The sequence below is a fragment of the Pseudomonas sp. GW456-E7 genome (assembly GCF_059424105.1).
On sequence record NZ_JBWKZB010000024.1, the window covers coordinates 71,603 to 95,912 of the forward strand.

The 24,310-nt window shown below is 61.7% G+C and carries 20 protein-coding genes; 8 read left to right on the plus strand and 12 right to left on the minus strand.

Going from position 1 to position 24,310, the window contains the following annotated elements; translation table 11 throughout:
• Nucleotides 1-3: 3 nt before the first annotated feature.
• The 10 genes from AC07YV_RS16840 to AC07YV_RS16885 all read right to left on the minus strand — a co-directional run bounded on the left by AC07YV_RS16840 (nt 4) and on the right by AC07YV_RS16885 (nt 11,832).
• A complete protein-coding gene (locus tag AC07YV_RS16840) occupies nt 4-1,074 on the minus strand; it encodes an ABC transporter ATP-binding protein (protein WP_102700067.1) in 1,071 nt (356 codons plus the stop codon).
• The gene (locus AC07YV_RS16845; RefSeq protein ID WP_102700087.1) at nt 1,071-2,669 is read right to left on the minus strand and encodes an ABC transporter permease; all 1,599 of its coding nucleotides are present in this window, start codon (nt 2,667-2,669) and stop codon (nt 1,071-1,073) included. Before AC07YV_RS16845 ends, AC07YV_RS16840 begins: the two co-directional genes overlap by 4 nt.
• Before the next feature lie 3 nt (nt 2,670-2,672).
• Nucleotides 2,673-3,686, minus strand: coding sequence for an iron ABC transporter substrate-binding protein (locus AC07YV_RS16850; protein WP_102700068.1), 1,014 nt, complete (start codon nt 3,684-3,686; stop codon nt 2,673-2,675).
• A gap of 523 nt (nt 3,687-4,209) precedes the next feature.
• A complete protein-coding gene (locus AC07YV_RS16855) occupies nt 4,210-4,767 on the minus strand; it encodes a PqiC family protein (protein ID WP_102700069.1) in 558 nt (185 codons plus the stop codon).
• 17 nt (nt 4,768-4,784) lie between these two features.
• A complete protein-coding gene (locus AC07YV_RS16860) occupies nt 4,785-6,461 on the minus strand; it encodes a PqiB family protein (protein WP_102700070.1) in 1,677 nt (558 codons plus the stop codon).
• Nucleotides 6,442-7,098, minus strand: coding sequence for a paraquat-inducible protein A (locus AC07YV_RS16865; protein WP_102700071.1), 657 nt, complete (start codon nt 7,096-7,098; stop codon nt 6,442-6,444). Before AC07YV_RS16865 ends, AC07YV_RS16860 begins: the two co-directional genes overlap by 20 nt.
• Nucleotides 7,095-7,691 carry a paraquat-inducible protein A gene (locus tag AC07YV_RS16870; protein ID WP_102700072.1) on the minus strand — a complete coding sequence of 199 codons (597 nt, stop codon included), beginning with the start codon at nt 7,689-7,691 and terminating at the stop codon, nt 7,095-7,097. The genes AC07YV_RS16865 and AC07YV_RS16870 overlap by 4 nt, the downstream gene beginning before the upstream one ends.
• A gap of 243 nt (nt 7,692-7,934) precedes the next feature.
• Nucleotides 7,935-9,236 (minus strand): NAD(P)/FAD-dependent oxidoreductase, encoded by a 1,302-nt coding sequence (locus AC07YV_RS16875; protein WP_102700074.1) that lies wholly within the window; start codon nt 9,234-9,236, stop codon nt 7,935-7,937.
• Nucleotides 9,233-10,321, minus strand: coding sequence for a polyamine ABC transporter substrate-binding protein (locus tag AC07YV_RS16880; RefSeq protein ID WP_102700075.1), 1,089 nt, complete (start codon nt 10,319-10,321; stop codon nt 9,233-9,235). The genes AC07YV_RS16875 and AC07YV_RS16880 overlap by 4 nt, the downstream gene beginning before the upstream one ends.
• Nucleotides 10,322-10,473: 152 nt before the next feature.
• Nucleotides 10,474-11,832, minus strand: a complete 1,359-nt coding sequence (locus AC07YV_RS16885) for a glutamine synthetase family protein (protein ID WP_007974329.1) — start codon at nt 11,830-11,832, stop codon at nt 10,474-10,476.
• 162 nt (nt 11,833-11,994) lie between these two features.
• Here AC07YV_RS16885 and AC07YV_RS16890 point away from each other — a divergent pair, with 162 nt between their 5' ends.
• Nucleotides 11,995-12,927, plus strand: coding sequence for a helix-turn-helix domain-containing protein (locus tag AC07YV_RS16890; RefSeq protein WP_102700076.1), 933 nt, complete (start codon nt 11,995-11,997; stop codon nt 12,925-12,927).
• Here AC07YV_RS16890 and AC07YV_RS16895 read toward each other — a convergent pair.
• Together AC07YV_RS16895 and AC07YV_RS16900 are read right to left on the minus strand one after the other, a co-directional pair.
• Nucleotides 12,924-13,520: a cupin domain-containing protein gene (locus AC07YV_RS16895; protein ID WP_102700077.1), complete on the minus strand. Its 597-nt coding sequence runs from the start codon at nt 13,518-13,520 to the stop codon at nt 12,924-12,926. The two genes, AC07YV_RS16890 and AC07YV_RS16895, sit on opposite strands and share 4 nt — an antisense overlap.
• 163 nt (nt 13,521-13,683) lie before the next feature.
• Complete coding sequence (locus tag AC07YV_RS16900) at nt 13,684-15,645, minus strand: oxidoreductase (RefSeq protein WP_102700078.1); 1,962 nt, start codon at nt 15,643-15,645, stop codon at nt 13,684-13,686.
• A 316-nt stretch (nt 15,646-15,961) separates the two neighbouring features.
• Between AC07YV_RS16900 and AC07YV_RS16905 the strand changes: the two genes are divergently transcribed.
• The 7 genes from AC07YV_RS16905 (at nt 15,962) to AC07YV_RS16935 (ending at nt 24,207) form a co-directional block, all read left to right on the plus strand.
• A complete protein-coding gene (locus AC07YV_RS16905) occupies nt 15,962-17,011 on the plus strand; it encodes an ABC transporter substrate-binding protein (RefSeq protein ID WP_102700079.1) in 1,050 nt (349 codons plus the stop codon).
• Between the two features lie 74 nt (nt 17,012-17,085).
• Nucleotides 17,086-17,874: a class II aldolase/adducin family protein gene (locus AC07YV_RS16910; RefSeq protein WP_102700080.1), complete on the plus strand. Its 789-nt coding sequence runs from the start codon at nt 17,086-17,088 to the stop codon at nt 17,872-17,874.
• A 212-nt stretch (nt 17,875-18,086) separates the two neighbouring features.
• Nucleotides 18,087-18,734 carry a TetR family transcriptional regulator C-terminal domain-containing protein gene (locus AC07YV_RS16915; protein WP_007974341.1) on the plus strand — a complete coding sequence of 216 codons (648 nt, stop codon included), beginning with the start codon at nt 18,087-18,089 and terminating at the stop codon, nt 18,732-18,734.
• Between the two features lie 92 nt (nt 18,735-18,826).
• Complete coding sequence (locus AC07YV_RS16920) at nt 18,827-19,543, plus strand: response regulator (protein WP_102700081.1); 717 nt, start codon at nt 18,827-18,829, stop codon at nt 19,541-19,543.
• A 5-nt stretch (nt 19,544-19,548) separates the two neighbouring features.
• Complete coding sequence (locus tag AC07YV_RS16925; RefSeq protein ID WP_102700082.1) at nt 19,549-20,322, plus strand: substrate-binding periplasmic protein; 774 nt, start codon at nt 19,549-19,551, stop codon at nt 20,320-20,322.
• Nucleotides 20,319-22,574: an ATP-binding protein gene (locus AC07YV_RS16930; RefSeq protein ID WP_102700083.1), complete on the plus strand. Its 2,256-nt coding sequence runs from the start codon at nt 20,319-20,321 to the stop codon at nt 22,572-22,574. The genes AC07YV_RS16925 and AC07YV_RS16930 overlap by 4 nt, the downstream gene beginning before the upstream one ends.
• Nucleotides 22,575-22,782: 208 nt before the next feature.
• Nucleotides 22,783-24,207: an amino acid permease gene (locus tag AC07YV_RS16935; RefSeq protein WP_102700084.1), complete on the plus strand. Its 1,425-nt coding sequence runs from the start codon at nt 22,783-22,785 to the stop codon at nt 24,205-24,207.
• Nucleotides 24,208-24,310 lie beyond the last annotated feature (103 nt).

Here is a 24,310-nt window from a genome sequence, read left to right on the forward strand (position 1 = left end):
CGATTACAGCTCGCTCAACACGTGGGCGTGGCCAATGGTCGAGACCTGAACCGCGCTGCCGGCGGGTGGTGCGTACATGCCTGAACTGCGCACCAGCAGTGATCGGCCCGGTTGCTCGCGGCTGGTCAATGACTGGAGTTCGACCGTCAGCGTACAAGTGTTGCCGCTGAAATCCCGATCGGTGACCACGGCCCGGCAACCACCGGCTTCCGGGTCGCTGGGGAGGATACTGGCCAATTGCAGCTGTTCGGGGCGCAGCATGATCTGTGCCGAGCTGTTGTTGCGGTGGTTGTTGACCGGGATCCGCCCCAGGTCGCAATGGGCCCAACCGGCCTCGATGCGTGCCGGCATCACCACCGCATCCCCCAGGAACAGGGCGGTCTGTACATCTTCGGGATAGCGGTAAAGGTCCAGCGGATGCCCTGACTGTACCAGTCGGCCATGGCGCATCACCGCCAACTGGTCGGCGAACGATAGGGCTTCACTCTGGTCATGGGTGACCAGGATGGTGGTGACGCCCGCGTCTTCCAGCAGCCGCGCGACCATCTTGCGCATCGCGGCGCGCAATCCGGTGTCGAGCGCCGAGAACGGCTCGTCCAGCAACATCAGCCGGGGCTGTTGTGCCAAGGCCCGGGCCAGGGCCACGCGCTGTTGCTGGCCGCCGGACAATTCGTGCGGCCAGCGCTCGGCCATCTTCGCGTCCAACGCCACGCTGTCCATCAGTTCGGCGACGCGCTGTTGTTTTTCAGAGCCCTTGGTCGACAAGCCGAAACCGATGTTCGCCGCCACGGTCATGTGCGGAAACAGCGCGCCGTCCTGCGGCACGTAGCCGATCAGGCGTTGATGGGCCGGCACTTCGTGGGTGCCGTCGACCAGGGTCTGGCCATTGAGCGAAAGACGTCCGGAATCGGGGAATTCGAAGCCGGCAATCATTCGCAGCAATGTGGTTTTGCCGGAGCCGGACGGGCCGACGATGACCGTGCGACTGCCGCTTGGCACCGACAGGCTGACGTTGTCCAGGGCACAGTGGGCGCCATAGGACTTGTAGAGGGCATTCAGTTCAAGAGTGTTCATCGGCCAGCCGTTTTTTTCGATTGGTGATAAAGAAGTCCGGTCAGCGGCAGCGACAGCACAACCATCAATAAGGCGTAGGGCGCCGCGGCGGCGTAATCGATTTCGCTGGTCATGGCCCAGAATCCGGTGGCCAGGGTGCGCGTGCCGTTCGGGGCCAGCAGCAGGGTCGCGGTCAATTCGTTGGTGATCGCCAGGAACACCAGCGCCGCGCCGGCGGCGGCTCCGGGGGCGGCCAGGCGCAAGGTGACCAGCCACAGCGCCCGGGCTGGCGAACGGCCAAGGCTGCGGGCGATGTTCTCCAGTTCCACCGGGGCCTGGGCAATGCCGGCGCGCAGGCTGACGAGGGCGCGGGGCAGGAACATCAGCAGGTACGCCAGCAACACGGTGAAGGTGGTCTGGTAAATCGGCCGGGCAAAATGGATCGTGACCGTTACCAGGGCCAGCGCCACGATAATTCCGGGCAAGGAACTGGTGATGTAGTTGCAGCTTTCCAGCACGCGTTGCATTCGACCGGGGTAACGGATCGACAGCCAGGCAATCGGGATCGCCGCGAAAGTTGTGAGCGCCGCACCAGCGACGCCGAGCAACAGGGTTTGCTCCAGAGCAGGCAACAACTCGGCCATGTCCCAGACTTCCACGCCGCCGGCGATCAGCCATTTGCCCAAGGTGATCAAGGGCACGCCCAGGGCCAGGGCACAGGTCACGATTTGCAGCATCAACGAGAGCAGGGTGGATGCCGGTTTCAGGCACACGACCCGTTGCTCCCGGGCGCTCCCCGAACCGACGCGGGCGTAACGTGCCGAACCCCGGGCGGCGGATTCGGCCGTCAACATGGCCAGGCAACACAGCGCCAGCACACTGGCCAGCATGTGCGCCGCTGCGCCGTTGAAGGTCGATTTGAACTGATCGAAGATCGCGGTGGTAAAGGTGTCGAAGCGGATCATGGCGTACAGGCCATATTCGGCCAGCAGGTGCAGGCCGACCAGCAACGCGCCGCCGCAGATCGCCAGGCGCAATTGCGGCAACACCACGCGCAAAAACACTTTCCAGGGTTTGAGCCCCATGGATTCGGCGACGTCTTCGATGGCCGGGTCGAGCCGGCGCAACGTGGCCGCCACCGGCAAATACAGGAATGGGAAGTAGGCGATGACCGAGACCAGGACACCGGCAAACAAGCCGTGAATCGGTGGCACCAGGCTGACCCAGGCGTAGCTGTGAACGAACGCAGGCACCGCCAACGGTGCGGTGGCCAGCAACGACCACCAGCGCCGCCCTGGCAGATTCGTGCGTTCGGTCAGCCATGCCAGTGTCACCCCCAGTGCCACGCACAAGGGAATCGTCAGCAGCACCAGCAACACGGTGTTGACCAGCAGTTCACCGACCCGAGGGCGGAACACCAGGGTCACGACGGTTGACCAGCCTGTCTGCAGGGACACGCCAATAACGTAAGCAATCGGTAGCAGTGCCAGTAATGAAACCAGCACCGACAAACCGATCACCCATACACCGCCACGCCCGGCGAATGCTCCGCGGGATCGTCGACGCAATTGTGCGGGAGTCGCCTCGGCGACTCCCGCAGGCAGGGTTTCAGGCATCAATTAGAGCAGTCCAGCCTGTGTCATCAGCTCCACGGCTTTTTTGCTGTCGAGTTTTGAAGCATCGACAGTCGGCGCATCGAGCTGATTCAGAGGCACCAGTTTAGGGTTGGATTCAGCGCCTTTGCCGACGGCGTATTCAAACGACTTGCCGTTCTTCAGCACAGCCTGGCCGTCCTTGCCGGTAATGTACTTGAGGAACGCCTGGGCTTGTTCCTTGTGTTGGCTGGAAGCGAGGACACCGCCGCCGGAGATGCTGACAAAAGCGCCCGGGTCCTTGTGCTTGAAATAGTGCAGGGCGGTGTTCTTGCTGTTTTCCCCGGTCTTGGACTGATCCACCAGGCTGTAATAGTGGTAGATCACACCGCTTTCGATCTGCCCGGCATTCACCGCCTTGAGCACCGCGCTGTTGCCACGGTAGCTGGTGTAGTTGGTTTTCATCCCCTTGAGCCAATCCAGCGTGGCGGCTTCACCCTTCTGCTGCAGGATGGCGGCGACTATGGCCTGGAAGTCAGCACCGCCTGGCGATGCGCCCCAGCGACCTTTCCAGCTCGGGTCGGCCAGGTCCATGATCGATTTCGGCAGGTTGGTTTCCGAGAGTTTGCTCGGGTTGTACACAAACACCGTGGAGCGCGCGGCGATCCCGACCCATTTGCCGTGGGCCGGACGGTAAGCCGGGTCGACCTGCTCCAGTGTGGCTTTATCGACAGGTGCGAACAGCCCGGCGTTGTCGACCAGCACCATGGCGGGGGAGTTTTCGGTCAGGAATACATCTGCTGGGGAGGACGCGCCTTCCTGCACGATCTGATTGCCCATTTCGGTGTCATCGCCGTTGCGCAAGGTGACAGGGATACCGGTTTCCTGGGTAAAGCCCTCGACCCAGGCCTTGGTCAGGCCTGCATGTTGCGCGTTGTACACCACGATGCCGACGGAGTCGGCAGCATAGACCTGGCCAACGCTCAGCAAAGCGGTGGCCAGCAGGGCTTTTTTCAAGAACGAAGGGATTTTGGGAATCATTCTGCGGGCTGCTCCTGGTGCATTTTTTGAAAGTCATGCGCAGTGAAACGCCAGTTAACCAATGCGAATCATTTGCATGTCTGGAATTGCAGGGAATGTAGAGATCCAAATGAGAAAATAACGTCAAAAAAATCGTTAATACATGTAATTTTCATTCAGATTAGCAGCACTGTGTCCACTGTGGTTCGACTCTTCGATCAAACGATGTCATCGATCAGCATGTGACGCTGCCCACGGCTGCCATTTTTCAATCACCCGATGCCAGTTGCTACTGGGCCCGCGCGGAGTTCATCGGGATTGCGAAAGGATAGCTTGGTGATTGCCGATGTGCCGAGGAACGGGTCGCTGAAACTACTGTAGGAGCCAGCCTGCTGGCGATGGACTCTGTAGGAGCTGCCGCAGGCTGCGATCTTTTGATCTCAAGCAATCCCGAAACCGCCATAAGATCGCAGGCTGCGCCAGCTCCAAGGGGCCGTGCCCACGCTGAAACTGTAGGACCCAGCTTGCTGGCGATGGATGGCCTTCAGGACGAAGGGCAACTCGCCTGGGGTCGGGTGGCCGCCTGGCTGATCAGCGCGGCCAGGCGTTTGATGTTGTTTTGGTGGGCAAGTACCAGCTCATCGACGCTTGCGCCTGACGGCGTTTGCAAGGTGCTGCGGCAAATCACCTGTTTCCTGTCGCCTGGCTCGGCGCTGCGCAGACGCCATATCACGTCCATCAGCGCGTACTGGCCGGGGACAGAGTCAAAGCGCTGCACATCGACCCGCACCGAATACTTGCCCTGTACGGGACTGTTGCTCAGTTGATCGGCCAGCGCACTGCTCAATTCGTCCACGAGGGTTGCGCCCCACCAATGGGTTTCGAGGATCGCCAGGCCACTGTTGCCCTCGCGAATGACGATCTGCGCACGATCGACTTGGGGCGGCAAGCTTAGCGTCTCGACCTGGATCACCCCGACGGTGGTCCTGGAATGATCGCCCACCTGGGCGGGGGTCAGGGTGTGGAACTGAATCGGGTCACTGCGGCAAGCGGCGAGCAGCAACAACGCGGTGAACACTGTGAATTTCAGCGGAAAAGCCATGGGTGTTGCTCCTGTGCTCAATTGCGCGGTGGCCCTTGCAGATCGATGGGCGGGGCATTGTTCGGGCGGCCGCGAAGCAGCGATTCCGGATGCCGTCCCAGGTAATCCGATAGATCACGCAAGGATCTCGACGTGCGTCCCAGTTCATCCAGGGTCTGATCCAGTTTTTCCCGTTGCGGCGAGTCGGCGGCCAAGGTCGAACCGGCGGATTGCAAGGTCGTATTGGCGGTTTCCATCGTCTTGCTGAAGTCCGACAGCGTGGTTTGCACGCCAGGCAGGATCTTGCCGTTGAATTGCATCATGCCCTTGCGCAGCTCGACGAGATTGCCATCGAGATTGCCGGCGATTCGCTCGATCGGCAGTTTGTTGATCTTGTCGACCATGGCTTCGAGTTTTTCCTGCAATTGCTCGAGGCTGCCAGCAATGGTTGGAATCATGACCGGGCGCGCCGTTGCATCGAAAGCGACTTTTTCTGCCTTGGGGTAGAAGTCCAGGGCGATGTACAACTGGCCGGTCAGGAAGTTGCCCGTGCGCGCCTGGGCACGCAGGCCGTTGTCGATAAAGGTGCCGATCAGACGTACGCCACCCGCTTCGTCATTGGGGTCATGATTGAGCGCCTTGAGCATCTTGTCGTGCGCCCTGCCCAGGCGTTGCGGGTAAATCACGATGCCGACGTTGACCGGAAAGGAACGAAGCTTCTCGTCGTAATCCAGATTGACCGACACCACCTTGCCGATTTCCACACCGAGGAACTCCACCGGCGCATCGACCTTGAGCCCGCGCATTGCCTGGTCGAAGCGCATGGCCAGGTACTGCGGCTTGCCGTTTGGTGGGGCGAGGGCGGTTTGCTGGTCGTCGAACAGTTCGTAGGCGTATTCCGCAGCGGCCGGTTTATCGCCTGGGCTGTAGTCGGGTGCGCGGAAGGCAATGCCGCCCACCAGCAGGGAGGACAACGATTCGGTCTTGACCGCAAAGCCGTTGGCACCGACGTTCACGTCAATGCCACTGGCATTCCAGAAACGCGTGTTTTCGGTAACGTACTTGTCGTTGGGGGCGTGGATGAACAGCTCGATGTTCACGCCTTTGCCATCCGGGTCCAGCGCGTAGGCCACCACCTGACCCACCGGGATCTTGCGGTAGTAGACCGGGGAGCCGATATCCAGTGACCCCAGGTCCTGGGTGAACAGGGTGAAGCGCTTGCCCGGCTCGCCGTAGGTGATGGGCGGCGGGTTTTCCAGCCCCGTGAAGCGTTTTGCCCGGCCGTTGGCCTGGCCGATATCGGCACCGATGTAATCGCCCGACAGCAGCGTATCGATACCGGACACGCCACCCGCGCCAATGCGCGGTCGCACGACCCAGAACTGCGAATCCTCGCGGGTAAAGCTTTCGGCCTGCTTGGCCAGCTTGATGGTGGCGTTGACACTCTTCTGGTCATCGCTCAGTTCTACATCCGAGACTTGGCCAATCACCACATTACGGTACTTGACCTCGGTTTTATTGGCGGTCAGGCCGCTCCCTGTCTTGAACGTGACAACGATGGTCGGGCCTTGCTGCAGAATGCTGTGAACCACCAGCGAAATACCCACCAGCACCGCGACGATCGGCACGATCCAGACCAGCGAAACGCTGAAACGGCGGGTCTTGATCGGTGCCTGCCCAGGGGCTTGCGGCCCGTCAGTGGCTTGCGACTTCATCCGTGACCTCCTCATTGTGTGGGTTTTCCCGCTCTTTATCCCAGATCATGCGTGGATCGAAACTCATTGCCGAGAGCATGGTGAACACCACAACCAGACCAAAAAACAGAATGCCCAGGCGCGGCTCGATGTCGGCCAGGGCCTGGAATTTCACCAGCGAGGCCACCAGAGCCACGACTATCACATCGAGCATCGACCAGTAGCCGATGACCTCGACGAAGCGGTACAGCGTCGAACGCTCTTTGCGTGCCCACTCGCTGTCGCGTTGCACGGTGACCAGCAGCAAGGTGATGGCGACGAACTTGATGCCCGGCACCGCGATACTGGCAATGAAAATGATCAGGGCGATGTCCCAGGCCCCGGCTTCCCAGAACTCCAGCACGCCGCTCATGATCGTGCTGTCGGCACCATGGCCGACCATTTCGGTGTTCATCACCGGCAACAGGTTGGCCGGGATGTAAAACACCAGGGCCGCGATCATGTAGGCCCAGGTGCGGGTCAGCGAATTGGTTTTGCGCCGGTGCAGCGGCGCACCGCAACGCTCGCATTCGTGAGGTTCGCCAGTCATGTCGCAAGCCAGGCCGCAGGTGTGACACAGGCACAGGTTGAGCTCGTCGGCGTACGGAGGCGTGCTCATACAATGTCCCATAGTTCGCGGATGTCGCGCCCGGCGATGCGGATCATCATCAGGCTCAACACGGCCAGGGCAAACAACCCGATACCGGGCAGCACATCAAGCAGTCCGGCGAGTTTGATCACGGCGACCATGGCGCCCAGCAGGCAGACTTCGAGCATGCTCCAGGGCCTCAGGGTTTCCAGCCAGCGCATGCAGAGCTTGAAGCCCGGTGAGCGTTGTCCGGCCAGTGCGAAGCCCAGCACCCAGATCAGCAGCAACAACTGGAAAATCGGCGCGATGATCATGGCGATCGCCGCCACCATGGCGATGAAGGTGATAGGCCCCAGGCTCAGGGCCAGCACCGAGTCCCAGAGGGTGGCGCTGTGCTTCGAGCCTTTGAGGCTGATGCTCATCACTGGATAGAAATTGGCGAAAATCCACAGCATCAATGCGGTGAAGGTCAGTGCCAGACGCTGTTCCACTGTCAGGCCGTTATAGCGCTGCAGCACGCCGCCGCAGCGCGTACACAAGGTTTTCTGATGTTTGGCGAGCGTGACTTTCTGGTAAACGCTGTCGCAGTGCTCGCAGATGATCAGCTGATCGGTAGTTGCCATGGGTCAAGCTCAACAAGAGGCAGGAAATTCAGAGCACCCCCTCAATATAGAAGTGCCTCGCGATTGAGCAAATCGAAAGTCGAAACAAGGGGATGGAGGGCGTACCGGATGTTGCCCAAAGCATTGTGGGAGCGAGCCTGCTCGCGAAAGCGGTTTATCAGGTAGCCCATTCTCTGGCTGCTAAACCGTCTTCGCGAGCAGGCTCGCTCCCACAGGATGAATCTGCCTTTCTGGAGGATTGTGTCAACCCAGCATTTCCCGCATCCGATACCAGAACATGCCAAGGGCCAGCAGCGGCGAGCGCAGGGCGCGTCCGCCGGGGAAGGTCATGTGCGGCACGGCGCTGAACACGTCGAAGCCTTTGCTGTGTCCGGCATGGATCGCTTCGCCCAACAATTTCGCGCACCAGTGGGTCACGTTCAGGCCATGGCCGGAGTAGCCCTGGGCGTAGAACACGTTCGGGTGCTGGCTCAGGCGCCCGACCTGCGGGAAGCGGTTGGCCGAGATGCCGATCATGCCGCCCCACTGATAGTCGATGCGCGTTTTGGCCAGTTGCGGGAACACCTTGAGCATCTGCGGGCGCATGTAGGCAGCGATATCCGCCGGGTCGCGCCCCGAGTAATGACAGGCACCGCCGAACAACAGACGCCGGTCAGCCGAGAGCCGGTAGTAATCCAGGCCGACTTTCTGGTCGCACAGCGCGACGTTGTGCGGGATCAGTTGCCGGGCGGCGTCTTCCGACAAGGGTTCGGTGGCGATGATGTAGCTGCCCGCCGGGAGTACCTTGCCGCTGAGCTTCGGTTCCAGTTCTTCCAGATGGGCATTGCAAGCGAGCACCAGTGTGGCCGCACGCACGGTGCCACCGGCACAGCGCACCTGCACCGTGCTGCCGTGGATCAACTCCAGCACCGGGCTTTGCTCGAAGATCTGCACGCCAAGGGACTCGGCGACTTGCGCTTCGCCCAATGCCAGGTTCAGCGGATGCAGGTGGCCCGAGCCCATGTCGACCAGGCCGCCCGCGTAAACGCCGGAGTCCACCACGTGCTCGCGGATCTGGCCAGGTTCGATCAGGCGCGTTTCATGGGCGTAACCGGACTCGAGCAGTTCGGCGTGTTCGGCCTTCAGCCCGGCAAAATGTGCCGGGGTGTTGGCCAGTTCGCAGAAGCCCCAGCGCAGGTCGCAATCAATGCCGTGTTCGCGGATACGATGGGCCACGACTTGCACCGATTCGACCCCGGCCTGTTCCAGGTACTGCACGCCTTCGGCGCCGACATGTTTGGCAAAGCCGCTGACGTCATGGCCGATGCCGCGTATCAACTGGCCGCCATTGCGCCCGCTGGCGCCCCAGCCAATCCGCCGGGCCTCCAGCAGGACCACCGAGAGCCCGCGCTGGGCCAGTTCGATGGCGGTGTTGATGCCGGTGAAACCCGCACCGACCACGCAGACATCGGCCACCAGGTCCGAGGCCAGCGCGGGACGTTGCCTCATGCCCTTGGCGGACGCCGCGTAATAGGAGTGGGTGTGTTCCTGGGTGTACTGATTCATTTGTTGGACTTCACTTTGCTCCACGAGCGGGTCATCAGGCGCATGATCGACTGTGGCGGCGTGGTGGAGATGTAGAGTTTGTCGAGGACTTCCTGGGGCGGATACACCTCGGGGTTGCTGACCAGCTCGGGGTCCATGTACTGCTTGGCGGCCGGGTTCGGGTTGGCGTAGCCGACCGATGCGCTGACCTTGGCAATCACTTGCGGGTCCAGCAGGTAGTTGATGAAGGCGTGGGCTTCTTTCGGATTGCTGGCGTCGGCGGGGATGGCCAGCAGGTCGAACCACAGGTTGGCGCCTTCCTTGGGAATGGCGTAGGCGATGTTCACGCCGTTGTTGGCTTCCTTGGCGCGGTTGGCGGCCTGGAACACGTCGCCCGAGTAACCGAACGCCACGCAGATGTCACCGTTGGCCAGGTCCGAGACGTACTTGGAGGAGTGGAAGTAGGTGATGTAGGGACGGATCTGCAGCAGCTTGGCTTCGGCCTTCTTGAAGTCTTCGGGGTTTTCGCTGCGCGGGTCCATGCCCATGTAGTTGAGGACCGCCGGGAACACTTCGTCCGCCGAGTCCATCATCGACACGCCGCAGGCGCTGAGCTTCTTGATGTTTTCCGGTTCGAACAGCACGGCCCAGGAGTCGATCTTGTCGATGCCCAGTACGGCCTTGACCTTGTCGACGTTGTAGCCGATGCCGTTGGTGCCCCACAGGTAGGGCACCGAATGGGCGTTGCCCGGATCGTTTTTCTCAAGCAAAGCCAGCAGTTTCGGGTCCAGGTTCTTGAAGTTCGGCAACTGTTCGCGATCCAGTTTGAGGAACGCGCCGGCCTTTACCTGGCGGGCGAGGAAGTGGTTCGACGGCACGACCACGTCATACCCGGTGCGACCGGCAAGCAGCTTGCCTTCCAGGGTTTCGTTGGAATCGAAAACGTCGTAGATCACCTTGATCCCGGTCTTGGCCTGGAAGTCGGCGAGGGTGGTTTCGCCGATGTAGTCGGTCCAGTTGTAGACACTGACCTGGGGTTGAGCCTGGGCAATGGCGCTGAACAGAACCGCCAGCGCGGCCGGGACCACGGATTTCAATAGACGCATATCGATACCTTCTTGGAATTATTGGATTCTTCAGGCGATTTTTTGGTGTTCTGTCGGCCCTCATCGCGAGCAAGCTCGCTCCCACAGGGGAACGCATTTCAAATGTGGGAGCGAGCTTGCTCGCGATGGGGCCATTACGGACGGTGAAGATCTCAGACGCTGAGCATCAGGAACTCACGCTCCCACGAACTGATCACGCGCTTGAAGTTCTCGTGCTCGGCGCGTTTGACCGCGACATAGCCCCGTACGAACTTGCTGCCCAGGTAGCGGCTGATGGTGTCGCACTCTTCCATCTGGGTCAGGGCGTCTTCGATGGTGATCGGCAGGCGCAGATTACGACGCTCATAAGCGCGGCCTTGTACCGCGGCACTCGGCTCGATGCGCTCGACCATGCCCAGGTAACCGCACAGCAGGCTGGCGGCGATGGCCAGGTACGGGTTGGCGTCGGCGCCCGGCAGGCGGTTTTCCACGCGCATGGCGTCCGGGCTGGACGTCGGTACGCGCAGGCCGACGGTGCGGTTTTCTTCGCCCCATTCGACGTTCACCGGTGCCGAGGTGTCCGGCAGGAAGCGGCGGAACGAGTTGACGTTCGGCGCGAACATCGGCAGCACTTTCGGGATGTACTTCTGCAAGCCACCGATGTGATGCAGGAACAGCTCGCTCATGTTGCCATCGGCATCGGCGAAGATCGGCTGGCCGGTGGCAATGTCCACCACGCTCTGGTGAATGTGCATGGCGCTGCCAGGCTCGTCGCCGACCGGCTTGGCCATGAAGGTTGCCGCCACGTTGTGCTTGAGCGCCGCTTCACGCATGGTGCGCTTGAACACGGTGATCTGGTCGGCCAGGTCCAGTGCGTTGCCATGACGGAAGTTGATTTCCATCTGCGCCGGGCCGTCTTCGTGGATCAGCGTGTCGAGGTCCAGGCCTTGCAGTTCGCACCAGTCGTAGACGTCTTCGAACAGCGGATCGAATTCGTTGGCCGCGTCGATGGAGAACGACTGGCGACCGCTTTCGGCACGGCCCGAACGGCCCATCGGCGCCTTGAGTGGCAAGTCCGGGTCTTCGCAGCGCTGGGTCAGGTAGAACTCCATTTCCGGCGCGACAATCGGCCGCCAGCCTTTGTCGGTATACAGCTGCAGGACTTTCTTCAGCACGTTGCGCGGCGACAGCTCGATCGGGTTGCCGAACTTGTCGAAGGTGTCGTGGATCACGATGGCGGTCGGCTCGATGGCCCATGGCACCACGTAGACGGCGTCGGCGTCCGGCTTGCAGACCATGTCGATGTCGGCCGGGTCGAGCAGGTCGTAGTAGATGTCGTCGTCGACAAAGTCCCCGGTTACCGTTTGCAGAAGGACACTTTCCGGCAGGCGCATGCCTCGCTCATGCAGGAACTTGTTGGTCGGTGCAATTTTGCCGCGTGCAATGCCGGTCAGGTCGCTGACAACGCACTCGACTTCGGTAATCTTGTGATCTTTCAGCCAAGTGAACAGCTGATCGAAAGGGACATTCATAAAGACCTCGTTATTGGTTTTATTAACGCCAGGAGAGGCCGGTTTCATCCGCCGGACACTTCCCCTGTAGCGCGTTGAGGTCTATCTTGGGCGACCCTTGCGGTTCCATCTATCCACTTTAAGCAGCACAAAGCGCACCAAAAGAGTGCGTAAGGTCGCCCCATGACAGGTTCCAACGCCCTCCAGGTCCAAGCCTTCAACACCGCCGATGTCGCCGAGCAAATCCGCGCCACACCGGGTTGGACTCAGCATTACCAGCAGATGTCGCCGGGGCATTTCGCGGGGCTGGTGCGCTACCTGGATCTGCAGGGCGTGGAGATTTACGAAGAGTCGATGAACACCCGGGTCGAGCAGAATTTCAGTGCGCCCCAGGGCTCGTTGTCGTTCTGTTTCGATCGCGGCGACAACGCGCTGTACGTATTGAATGGCGAAAGTCGCAACATCTGGATCACCCCGGAGAACTATCAGGAAATCGCCGTGGTGTTCGGGCCGGAGTTCGTAAAACGCCACAGCCTCGACATCGCCCGGCTCGAAGGGCTGTTCATGGCGCCGCTCAACTCGCAGCAGAACGCGCTGTTCTGCCGCTGGCTCAGCGGGACCCTGACGCGGCTGTCGCAGACCTTCGATCCACCGAGCCGCGAAGCGCTGACCCAGCAATTGCTGGAAGACTGTCTGTTCATTCTCGACAACGCCTGTGTCGGTCTCGACCAGGGCGCATTGCAGCGCCGTGCCGGAGAGCGGGCGATCATGAAGCGGGTAGGGGAATGGGCGGCGGATACCCCGGAAGAACACCTCAACCTGCTGGAACTGTCCCAGGTGGCCGGGGTTTCACTGCGCCAGTTGCAGCATGCGTTCAAGACCTACACCGGCATGGCGCCGACCCAATGGCTGCGCCTGCGCCGCCTCAACAGCGCCCGCCGCGAATTGCTGAGCCGCACGCCCACGCAAACCACCGTGGCTGAAGTGGCGATGCACTGGTCGTTCTGGCACCTGGGGCGGTTTTCCAGCAGCTATCGCGCGCTGTTCAAGGAACTGCCGAGCGACACCCTCAAGCGTGCGAGTGTCGCGCAGCCCATCGGGCGCGGCCGGCGTTAAAACGTCGGCGGCGTAATCACCCAGATCACCACAGCGTCCACATCGCCGGGGTTGCCGTAGCGGTGCGGTTCCTGGCTGGAAAAGCTAAAGCTGTCGCCTTCATTGAGCTGGAAATGGCGTTCGCCAACCCACAGTTCGAAGCTGCCGGACAGCAGAAATCCGGCTTCTTCGCCTTCGTGGCTGTAGCTTTGCTGGCTGTAGGTGCCGGGCGGGAACCGTGAGTGGAGCATTTCCAGTTGGCGATTGGCTTGTGGCGTCAGCAACTGGTCGACGATGCCGTCTTCGTAATGCACGTTCAGGCGGCTGTTCTTGCGCACCACGACGCCATCGTCTTCGGGGGCGGTGACCGCTTCACTGGCGAAGAACCACTGGATGGTGACACCGAGGCTGCGGGCAATGTTGAACAGCGCCGGAATCGACGGGTAGGCGAGGTTGCGCTCCAGCTGGCTGATGTAGCCGGCCGTGAGTTCGCTCTGTTGCGCCAGTTCCGCCAGGGTCATGCCCCGGCGTTTGCGCAGGCCGCGAATGCGTGTGCCGAGGAAATGCGGTTCGGCGCTGCCGGTTTCGGACGGTTTCTTGCTGTTATTGCTCATGCTCAGTTCCAAACCCGGGTCTTCGCTACACCCCCTGTAGGAGCTGCCGCAGGCTGCGATCTTTTGATCTTGCTTTTCAAAAACAAGATCAAAAGATCGCAGCCTGCGGCAGCTCCTACACAGGGCGATCATTTGAATGTAAAGCCCCGGAGTATAAACAGCCTTAAAGCTCCCACGCGACTTTCAGCCCTTCATAAATCGCTTCTTCGGCGGTGCGCGGCGCCAGGCAGTCGCCGATGCGGCGAAACTCCACCAGTCCTTGCAGTTCGGCGCCCAGGGTGTCCACGGGTTGATGACCCTGGCACAGCACCAGCGTATCGATGTTCTCCATCAGCATCGGCTCGCCGCTGGCGGTGTGTTGCAGGTAGACCGTGTTGTCATCGCAGCCATACAGCCGCGCGTACGGCGTGATCGGCACGCCCAGTTTATGCAGCTCGCCGGCCAGTTGATCGCGCACGTACAGCGGCAGGTTTTCCCCGCAATGGGTGCCGTTGACCGCCAGTTGCACCTGATGCCCGGCACGCACCAGGCGCTCGGCGATGCCCGGGCCGATCCAGTCGCAGCGCCAGTCGACCACCACCACCGAACGGCCGATCTGTACCTCGTCGCGCAACACCTGCCAGGCGTCCACCACCTGCAACTCACCGCCACGCTCGAAGCTTGGCCAGTAGGGCTCGGCACCGGTGGCGACGATCACCATGTCCGGTTTTTCCTGCTCCACCAGTGCCCGGTCGACCCGCGTGTTGCGCACCACGCGCACGCCGGCCAGCTGCATTTCCCGCTGCAGGTTGGTGCTGGCGCCGCCAAACTCACTGCGCCGTGGCAGCAACTGCGCGAGCAACACCTGGCCGCCCAATTGCGAGCTGGCTTCGTACAACGTCACCTCATGGCCGCGTTGGGCCGCGACGGTGGCGGCTTTCATCCCGGCCGGGCCACCGCCGGCGATCATGATGCGTTTGCGTTGTGGCGCTTGTCGGCGTTCGCCGAAGATCAGCTCGCGACCGGTTTCCGGGTGCTGGATGCAGGAAATCGGCAGGCCCTTGTGGAAGTGCCCGATGCACGCCTGATTGCAGGCAATGCACGCGCGCACGTCTTCGACCCGGCCGGTGTCGGTCTTGTTGGGCATCTGCGGATCGCAGATCAGCGCCCGGGTCATGCCGCACACATCGGCCTGGCCGCGAGCCAGAATCAGCTCGGCTTCCTGGGGCTGGTTGATGCGCCCGGTGACGAACAGCGGAATGTTCAAACCGGCCTTGAACGTCCCGGCTTCCTTGGCCAGGTACGCCGCTTCGATCGCCATGGGTGGCACGATATGCACCGCACCGCCAAGGGACGCCGAAGTCCCGGCGACGATGTGCACGTAGTCGAGCTGCGCTTGCAGTGACTGTACGGCGGCCAGGGATTCGTCTTCGGTCAGGCCTTCGGGGTCGCGCTCGTCGGCGGAAATGCGCAGGCCGATGATGAACTGCTCGTCGGTCGCCGCCCGCACGGCTTTGATGACTTCGCGCAGGAAGCGCAAGCGCTGATCCAACTCGCCGTTGTAACCATCGGTGCGCCGGTTGACCCGCGGATTGATAAATTGCGCCGGCAGGTAACCATGGCTGGCAACCACTTCGACGCCATCGATCCCGGCCTGATGCAGGCGGCGGGCGGCAGCGGCATAACCGGCGACGATCTCGTCGATCATGGCCTGATCGAGGGCGCGGGGCATCACCCGGAAACGTTCGTTGGGCACTGACGAGGCCGAGTAGGCCACCGCCAGCAGGCCATCGCTGGACTCCATGATCTCCCGCCCCGGATGGAACACCTGGGACAACACCACGGTGCCGTGGGCATGGCAGGTTTGCGCCAGTTTGCGGTAGCCCTCGATGCACGCATCGTCGGTGGCCATCAGCACATGGGAGGTGTAGCGCGCACTGTCGTGCACACCGGCCACTTGCAGCACGATGAGCCCGGCACCGCCTTCGGCACGCGCCCGGTGGTAGGCGATCAATTGCTCGTTGACCAGATTGTCGGTGGGCATCGAGGTGTCGTGACCGCTGGACATGATGCGGTTTTTCAGGCGCTTGCCACGGATTTCCAGGGGTTCGAACAGGTGCGCGAAGGCAGGTGTCGAGGTCGGCATGGTGCGGGTACTCCAGGCAGGCTGACTTGTGTAGGAGCGAGCTTGCTCGCGATGGACGTTAACGATAACGCTGGGTACCTGGCACCCCGCGGCGTTCTCAGGTCCATCGCGAGCAGGCTCGCTCCTACAGAGGCAGCAGGTTTTGTGCGTTGTTATTATTGCGCTATAGAAATTTACCTTCAGTAAAAAATCAACTTGTTTTTTTACTATGGCGTGGAGTAATTTCATTTCGAGCCCGCTCCCGGGCCGTACCTCACAACAATAAAAAGGGCTGCACCGGCCTCTGTCCGGGCGGCACCTGCAAGAGGAACCCTTGATGAAATCGCACATGCTCAAGCACGGTTTTTATCCCTTGGTGTTGTCCGTGGCCATGGGCCTGGGCAGCGCTCAGGCAGCATCGGACATGGTGGTGGTCGGATACGGCGGAGCCGGACAAAAAGCCCAGGACGTGGCGTTCTTTCAACCCTTCGCCGCCGTGGATCAAAGCAAGGTGATCCAGAGCGAATACAACGGCGAGATGGCCAAGATAAAGGTGATGGTCGACACCGGCAACGTCGACTGGGACGTGGTGCAGATCGAAGGCCCGGACCTGATGCGCGGCTGCGAGGAGGGCATGTACGAGCGTCTGGACTGGACCCGTCTGGGCCACGCCGACCAGTTGATCCCGCAAGCGGCACAGGAATGCGGTTCCGCCGCACTGGTGTGGAGCGTGGCGATTGCCTACGACACCGACAAACTGGCCCAGGCCCCGACCTCGTGGGCAGACTTCTGGGACGTGAAGAAAACCCCCGGCAAGCGCGGGCTGCGCAAACGCGCGGTGTACAACCTGGAATTCGCCCTGCTGGCGGACGGCGTGAAAATCGAAGACGTCTACACAGTACTCGGCACCCCGCAAGGCGTGGACCGGGCATTCGCCAAGCTCACTGAACTCAAGCCTTACATCCAGTGGTGGGAGGCGGGCGCACAACCGCCGCAATGGCTGACCGCCGGCGACGTGGTGATGACCTCGACCTATAGTGGACGCATCGCCGACGCCGCGCAGAAAGGCAGTCACCTCGGCCTGGTCTGGCCCGGCAGCCTGTACGGCATGGACTACTGGGCGATCATCAAAGGCTCCAGACACGTGGATCAGGCCAAGCGATTCATCGCCTTCGCCAATCAGCCGGACGCCCAGGTCAACTACGTGCAGCAGATCCCTTACGGCCCGACCAACATCCAGGCCGCCGCACGGCTGGACGACAAGCTGGCGCAATGGGTGCCTACGGCGCCGCAGAACCTCAAGGGCGCGCTGTCGATGAACGTCGGCTTCTGGGTCGATCATGGTGAAGAACTGGAAGAGCGCTTCAACGCCTGGGCCAGTAAATAAACGCGGATGGCTGGACGTGTCCAAGCGTCCAGCCTTACTGTCTGCCCAGCCGATCAGCCTGGAGAACCACGACAATGAATAAAATCGCCAGCCACCTGGCCCCTGAACGCAGCGCCACCGAGCAGCGACTGCGTGAGGAACTGGCGGCCTGCTACCGCTTGATTGCGCACTTTCGCATGACTGATTTGATCTTCACCCACATCTCGGTGCGCATTCCGGGGCCGGAGCATCACTTTCTGATCAACCCCTACGGGCTGATGTTCGACGAAATCACCGCATCCAACCTGGTGAAGATCGACCTCGATGGCCACGCGGTGGAGTCGTCGCCGTACCCGGTCAACCCGGCGGGTTTCGTGATTCACAGTGCGATCCATGGCGCTCGGGAAGACGCGCAGTGCGTGCTGCATACCCACACCAAATCCGGGTGTGCGGTGGCGGCGTTGAAGTGCGGGTTGTTGCCGGTCAATCAGATTTCCATGGAGTTCTACGGCCGCGTTGCCTATCACGACTACGAAGGGGTGGCGCTGGACCTGAGCGAGCAACAACGGCTGGTGGCGGACCTGGGCGACAAATCGGTCCTGATGCTGCGCAATCACGGGTTGCTGACGGTTGGCGAGACGGTGAGCCAGGCGTTCCTGCGCATGTACTACCTGGAAAAAGCCTGTGAAATCCAGTTGGCCGCGCAAGCTGCCGGTGAAGTTGTTTTGCCGTCACATGAGGTCTGCGCGCATACCGAGCGGCAGTTCAATGATCCGGGGCGGCCGTTGGAGGAAGGGGAGTTGAACGATCCGGATGCCATGCAACTGGCCTGGGCGGCGTTGTTGCGGATGCTGGATCGGGTGGCGCCGGGTTACCGCGACTGATCCGGATTCTCGGTTGTTTGGACTGGCCCTTCGCGAGCAGGCTCGCTCCCACAGGGGGATCAACTGTGGGAGCGAGCCTGCTCGCGAAGGGCGCGCCACGGTCTACCAGACTGGCATCTGACTGGAGACAAGGCCCACTCTTGCTGTACAGTCGTTCAGCCCGCCGCCAACCCGCGCCGGCCCAAACGATTGAACCAAGGAGCGTGTCGCCCATGAACCAGGAAGCCCGTTTTTCCCGCATGGAACCGGAGCTGCGCAAAGCCAACCTGATCGAGGCGACGCTGGTGTGCCTCAAGCGTCACGGCTTCCAGGGCGCGTCGATCCGCAAGATTTCCGCCGAGGCCGGGGTCTCGGTGGGGCTGATCAGCCATCACTATTCCGGTAAGGATGAACTGGTGGCCGAGGCCTACATGGCGATCACCGGGCGGGTCATGACCCTGCTGCGCGACGCCATGGAACAGGCCGCACCGAATGCCCGGGAGCGGTTGTCGGCGTTTTTCCGCGGTTCGTTTTCCGCCGAACTGCTCGATCCGCAACTGATCGATGCCTGGCTGGCGTTCTGGGGCGCGGTGAAAACCGCCGAGGCGATCAACAAGGCCCACGACCATTCCTATGGCGAGTATCGCGCCATCCTGCGCAAGGTGCTGGCGGAACTGGCCCAGGAAGAGGGCTGGGAAAACTTCGACGCCGACCTCGCCGCCATCAGCCTCAGCGCCTTGCTCGATGGCCTGTGGCTGGAGTCCGGGCTGAACCCCGGGACCTTTACCCCGGAGCAGGGCATCCAGATTTGCGAGGCCTGGGTCGATGGTTTGCAGGCCGGTGGACGCCAGCGGTTTTGCGTGCAGACGAGCGACTGTTGATCAGTTGTTCAACACTGGATACTCTCTGGCGCCGATGCGGGAAAACACTCTAATAAGAAACTGGCCTTCGGGCCTGAGCCGGACACCAAGCGATGACTCCTCGGGTACTGATCGTCGATGACGATCCGCTGATTCGCGATCTGCTGCACGCCTACCTGTCCCAGGAAGGCTACGACGTCCATTGCGCCGCCACGGCGGAACTGGCGGAAACCTTCCTGGCCAGCCAGACCGTCGACCTGGTGATGCTCGACATCCGCCTGCCGGGCAAGGACGGCCTGACCCTGACCCGCGAGCTGCGGGTGCGTTCGGAGGTCGGGATCATCCTGATCACCGGGCGCAACGACGAAATCGACCGAATCGTCGGCCTCGAATGCGGCGCCGATGACTATGTGATCAAACCCCTCAATCCAAGGGAACTGGTGTCCCGGGCGAAAAACCTGATTCGCCGGGTACGTCATGCGCAAATACCACCGCCGGCCGTTGCGCTGGCCAAACCGGTCAAGCAGTTCGCCGATTGGGCGCTGGACACCGACCGCCGTCGCCTGATCGATCCATCGGGCAACGAAACCCTGCTGACCCACGGCGAATACCAGTTGCTCAGCGTGTTTCTGCGCAACAGCGGCCACACCCTCAGCCGCGATCAATTGATGGACCAGATCCGCAACCGCGAATGGGTGCCCAACGACCGCTCCATCGACGTGCTGGTCGGACGCCTGCGTCGCAAGTTGCACGACGATCCGGCCGAACCGCAGTTGATCATCACCATTCACGGCGCCGGTTACCTGTTCACCGCCGGCGTGGCGGCCTGAACCGGATGGCGCGATGGCTTTGCCTGCTGGCGCTGCTGGTGGCCGGCCATGCCGTCGCGGCGGACAAGGTTCGCTATTGCGATTACCCGGTGTACCCGCCGATCTCCTGGAGCGATGGCAAACAGGTGCGTGGCCTGGCGCCGAGCGTGGTGAAAAACCTGTTCGGTCAGTTGGGGTACGAAGTCGAGATGGTCGTGCTGGGCAACTGGAAACGCTGCCTGCTGGACGCCGCCGAAGGTCGGGTCGATGTGGTGCTGGCCTACAGCACCGCGCAACGGGAGCAGAGCTTGCTGTTCTCGACGGTGCCGGTACTGCGTGAAGAAGTGGCGCTGTTCATCAACCGTCAACACCCGGTGAAATTCGAACAGCTGGACGACCTGGCCCATTACCGTGGCGGCCTGTTGTTCGGTGAGAGCTACGGGGTGGAGTTCGATCGCATGGTCGCGCGCAACAACAACATCGAATGGGTGTCCGACAGCCACCAGAACTTCGGCAAGCTGATTCGCGGGCGCATCGACTTCATCACCCAGGAGCGGCGCACCGGCCAGTTGTACGTGGAAAACCTGCCCGGCGGCCAGGACATCGTCGCCTTGCCCAGGGCCTTGAGCGTGGACTATCTGCGGGTCGCCGTGTCGCGGCGCTCGCCCCTGGCCAATCGCATGCCCGAGATCAATGCGCAGTTGCAGCGCATGGTCGATGCCGGCGACATCGAGCGCTGGCTCAACGAAAGCGAAGTGACCTACCGCGACATGATCAACCTGCCGGCGGATGCGCAATGATTCGTGCGCGTCCCGGTGGACTGTTGCGACGCCTGTTGCTGTTCATTCTATTGTTCAGCCTGTGCTTCACCGTGCTGGCCAGCAGCGTGCAACTGTACATCGAGTATCGACGGGAAATGCGCGACATCGATTCGCGCATGGAACTGATCCGCGCCGGCTATCTGGCCAGCCTGGAACGCAGCCTGTGGGACTTGAACCAGGAGCAGTTGAACGTGCAGTTGCGCGGGCTGGTGGACTTCTCCGACGTCGCGCGGGTGCACTTGACCAGCGCCGATTTCGACCTGATACAGGGCAATCCCGAGCCGGTCGGTCCGCTGCGTATCGAGCGCTTTGCCCTGGACTATCAGCCGCCGTCCGGCCCGTTGCGCCACCTGGGCGAACTGGAGGTCAGCACCGACCTGGGGGCGGTGTACCAGCGTCTCTATGCCACCGGCTTGACCAGCCTGTTGTGGATGGCGGTGTTTCTCTGCGGTCTGGCCGTGGCGTTGTCGGGCTTGTTCTATCGCCTGGTGACCCGACACCTGAAAGTCATGGCCGAGTTCGCCCGGCGCATCGCTGCCGGTGAATGGCAGGAACCCCTGCAACTGGACAAGCACCGCGGCAGCGACGAAATCGACACCGTCGCCCATGCCCTGGACGACATGCGCCGGGCGATCCTGCACGACATCGAGCGTCGTGAAAGCGATCGCCTGGCCTTGCAGGACAACCGTGACGAGCTGCTGAAAATGGTCGAGCGCCGCACCGCCAGCCTGATGCGCGCCAAGGATGAAGCGGAAGCGGCCAACCTGGCCAAATCGCGGTTCCTGGCGACCATGAGCCACGAACTGCGCACGCCCCTCAACGGCATCCTCGGCATGGCCGAACTGTTGCGCGGCGCGCGCCTGGATGCCCGGGACGGCAAGCGCCTGGATGCCTTGCACAAGGCCGGCGAAGGCTTGCTGACGATCCTCAATGAAGTGCTGTATTTCGCCAAGCTGGAGGAGGGCGTCAGCCATCCCGAGCCGGTGGATTTCTCACTGCGCCAGTTGCTCGACGAAGTGCTGACGCTGTTGGAACCGCGAGCGTTGAACAACGACACGATCCTCAGTTGCCGGGTCGACCAGCGGATCGCCGAACATCACCACGGCGCCGAGCAGTTCCTGCGCCAGGTGCTGAGCAACCTGCTGGCCAACGCGATCAAGTTCACCGAAGGCGGCGAAGTCAGTGTCCAGGTGGCCCTTCTCAGCGAAACCGGCGAACAGGCGGGGCAGCGGCTGCGGGTCAGTGTCACTGACGACGGCATCGGCATTGCCCCGGCGATGCAGGCGAAGATTTTCGAGCGTTTCACCCAGGCCAGCGAAGAAGTCGCGCAACGTTTTGGTGGCACCGGGTTGGGCTTGGCGATCTGTAAACACCTGGTGGAACAGATGGGCGGCTGCATCGGCGTGGACAGCGAAGAGGGGCGCGGCAGTTGTTTCTGGTTCGAGCTGTCCTTGCAGCCGGCCAGTGGCGTGACTGAGGCCCCGCCGGTTCGGGCGGCGGGGCCGGCACTGGATATCCTGGTGGTCGAAGACGTGGCGCTCAACCGCGAAGTGGCCAAGGGTTTGCTGCAGCGCGACGGCCACCGGGTGTGGCTCGCCGAAGAGGCGGAGCAGGCGCTGCAACACTGCACAACGCAGGTTTTCGATTTGCTGTTGCTGGACGTGCATCTGCCGGGCATCAGCGGTGTCGAGTTATGCCGGCAGATCCGCCACAGCGACGGGCCGAACCGTCATACGCGCATTTTCGCCCTGACCGCCAGCGTGCAACCGGCACTGGTGCGCGGTTATCTGGAGGCCGGCATGGACGGTGTCCTGGCCAAGCCCTTGAAACTGGAAAACCTGCGCCAGGTGCTGGAAGGGCGTACTCACAGCGCCGGGGCGCTGACGAGTGATGAAACGATGGACTGGCCGCTGTTGCAGACCCATCGCACCTTGCTCGGTGAGCAAAAGGTCCAGGGCCTGCTGGCGGTGCTGCACGACTCGATCCTTCAGCACCGCGATGCGCTGCATGAAGCCATGGCCGACGCTGACTGCACAGAGGTCGCGCAACTGGCGCACCGTCTGGCCGGCAGCTGCGATTCCCTGGGTTTTCGGGCCTTGGCCAGCACCTTGAGGACGCTGGAAACCCTGGCGTTGGCCAACGATGAATCGGACATCCAGCGCATGAGCCCGGCGCTGGATGAGCAATTGCAGCACTCGCTCGATACCCTCAAAGGCCTGTTGCAGAGCTGACGTACAAATTTGTTACGACTTTGTACAACTTCGATCTTTACGGTCAACGCGAACTTACATGGCTTTCCAATAATCGACGCAACCGCCGCAGCGCGGTCTTCGAAGCTTATTGGAGATAATAATAATGAATTGCCGTAAAGCTGATCCCTCCCTGCGCCGTGACGTCCTGTCATGCGCTGCGCACCTCTTCGACTGCTGAGGTGCCGACATGAACGAAAACACTGATCGCAGCACTGATCAAAAAGGCATCCAGCTGACCCGTGCCCTGAAGAGCCGGCACATTTTCATGCTGTCGTTGGGCGGCGTCATCGGCACCGGGCTGTTCATGGGCTCCGGCGTGACCATCAACCAGGGCGGCCCGGTGGGGGCGATCCTGGCTTACCTGGTCGCGGGTTTCCTGATGTACCTGGTGATGGTCTGCCTGGGCGAACTGTCGGTGCAGATGCCGGTGTCCGGTTCGTTCCAGACCCACGCCACCAAATACATCGGCCCGGCCACCGGGTTCATGATCGGCTGGGTGTACTGGATGAGCTGGGCCACCACCGTCGGCCTGGAATTCACCGCCGCCGGCATGCTGATGACCCGCTGGTTCCCGGCGGTGCCGATCTGGTACTGGTCGGCGTTGTTCGTGGTGGTGCTGTTCGGCATCAACGCCATGGCCACCCGCGCTTTCGGTGAAGCCGAATACTGGTTCTCGGGGATCAAGGTCGCGGCCATTCTCGGTTTCATCGTGGTCGGCGTGCTGGTGATCTTCGGCGTGATGCCCCTGAGCAGCGGCGCACCGGCACCGATGGCGACCAACCTGATCGGCGATTCACTGTTCCCCAACGGTCTGTCGGCGGTGTTCGCGGTGATGATGACCGTGGTCTACGCGTTCCAGGGTTGCGAGATCATGGGCGTGGCCGCCGGTGAAACCGACCAGCCGGAAAAGAGCATTCCCCGCGCCGTGCGCAACGTGGTGTTCCGCGTGCTGATTTTCTATGTGCTGGCGATTGTCGTGCTGTCGGCCATCGTGCCGTGGCAGCAGGCGGGACTGATGGAAAGCCCGTTCGTGCAGGTGTTCGACATGGTTGGCATTCCCTACGCCGCTGACCTGATGAACTTCGTGATCCTCACCGCGATCCTGTCGGTGGGCAACTCCGGCCTCTATGCCTCGACGCGCATCCTGTGGGCGATGTCGAAAACCGGCATGGCGCCGAAAAGCCTGTCGCCCTTGAGCAAGCGTGGCGTGCCGTTGCGGGCGCTGAGCATCACCCTGTGCTTCGCGCTGGTGTCGCTGATGACCAGCTTCGTCGCCGCCGACACCTTGTTCATGGTGCTGATGGCGGTGAGCGGCATGTCCGGCACCGTGACCTGGATCGTCATCGCCCTGGCGCAGTACAAGTTCCGCAAGGCGTACCTGCGTGACGGCGGCAAACTCAGCGACCTGAAATACCGCGCACCGTGGTTCCCGGTTTTGCCGCTGATGTGCATCACGCTGTGCTGCTCGCTGTTCGTGTTCCTGGCCCTGGATGAAACCCAGCGTCCGTCGTTGTATTGGGGCTTTGGCTTCATTGCGCTGTGCTATGGCGCGTACTTCCTGATTCATCGCAAGCGTCAGGGCGTGCTGGCACCGAGCTTGCCGACTGTTTAATTCCTTCAATCCAACACATTCCCTGTGGGAGCGAGCTTGCTCGCGATGGCGGCATCAGGTTCAACATCACTGTTGACTGATCCACCGCAATCGCGAGCAAGCT

Excerpts from the sequence above, each read along its gene's own strand:
- AC07YV_RS16915 (WP_007974341.1), top strand. The coding sequence starts at position 18,087 with ATGAACCAGGAAGCCCGTTTTTCCCGCATGGAACCGGAGCTGCGCAAA.
- AC07YV_RS16870 (WP_102700072.1), bottom strand. The coding sequence starts at position 7,691 with ATGGCAACTACCGATCAGCTGATCATCTGCGAGCACTGCGACAGCGTT.
- AC07YV_RS16905 (WP_102700079.1), top strand. The coding sequence starts at position 15,962 with ATGAAATCGCACATGCTCAAGCACGGTTTTTATCCCTTGGTGTTGTCC.
- AC07YV_RS16860 (WP_102700070.1), bottom strand. The coding sequence starts at position 6,461 with ATGAAGTCGCAAGCCACTGACGGGCCGCAAGCCCCTGGGCAGGCACCG.
- AC07YV_RS16885 (WP_007974329.1), bottom strand. The coding sequence starts at position 11,832 with ATGAATGTCCCTTTCGATCAGCTGTTCACTTGGCTGAAAGATCACAAG.
- AC07YV_RS16845 (WP_102700087.1), bottom strand. The coding sequence starts at position 2,669 with ATGCCTGAAACCCTGCCTGCGGGAGTCGCCGAGGCGACTCCCGCACAA.
- AC07YV_RS16895 (WP_102700077.1), bottom strand. The coding sequence starts at position 13,520 with ATGAGCAATAACAGCAAGAAACCGTCCGAAACCGGCAGCGCCGAACCG.
- AC07YV_RS16935 (WP_102700084.1), top strand. The coding sequence starts at position 22,783 with ATGAACGAAAACACTGATCGCAGCACTGATCAAAAAGGCATCCAGCTG.
- AC07YV_RS16900 (WP_102700078.1), bottom strand. The coding sequence starts at position 15,645 with ATGCCGACCTCGACACCTGCCTTCGCGCACCTGTTCGAACCCCTGGAA.
- AC07YV_RS16840 (WP_102700067.1), bottom strand. The coding sequence starts at position 1,074 with ATGAACACTCTTGAACTGAATGCCCTCTACAAGTCCTATGGCGCCCAC.
- AC07YV_RS16880 (WP_102700075.1), bottom strand. The coding sequence starts at position 10,321 with ATGCGTCTATTGAAATCCGTGGTCCCGGCCGCGCTGGCGGTTCTGTTC.
- AC07YV_RS16890 (WP_102700076.1), top strand. The coding sequence starts at position 11,995 with ATGACAGGTTCCAACGCCCTCCAGGTCCAAGCCTTCAACACCGCCGAT.
- AC07YV_RS16875 (WP_102700074.1), bottom strand. The coding sequence starts at position 9,236 with ATGAATCAGTACACCCAGGAACACACCCACTCCTATTACGCGGCGTCC.
- AC07YV_RS16925 (WP_102700082.1), top strand. The coding sequence starts at position 19,549 with ATGGCGCGATGGCTTTGCCTGCTGGCGCTGCTGGTGGCCGGCCATGCC.
- AC07YV_RS16855 (WP_102700069.1), bottom strand. The coding sequence starts at position 4,767 with ATGGCTTTTCCGCTGAAATTCACAGTGTTCACCGCGTTGTTGCTGCTC.
- AC07YV_RS16865 (WP_102700071.1), bottom strand. The coding sequence starts at position 7,098 with ATGAGCACGCCTCCGTACGCCGACGAGCTCAACCTGTGCCTGTGTCAC.
- AC07YV_RS16930 (WP_102700083.1), top strand. The coding sequence starts at position 20,319 with ATGATTCGTGCGCGTCCCGGTGGACTGTTGCGACGCCTGTTGCTGTTC.
- AC07YV_RS16910 (WP_102700080.1), top strand. The coding sequence starts at position 17,086 with ATGAATAAAATCGCCAGCCACCTGGCCCCTGAACGCAGCGCCACCGAG.
- AC07YV_RS16920 (WP_102700081.1), top strand. The coding sequence starts at position 18,827 with ATGACTCCTCGGGTACTGATCGTCGATGACGATCCGCTGATTCGCGAT.
- AC07YV_RS16850 (WP_102700068.1), bottom strand. The coding sequence starts at position 3,686 with ATGATTCCCAAAATCCCTTCGTTCTTGAAAAAAGCCCTGCTGGCCACC.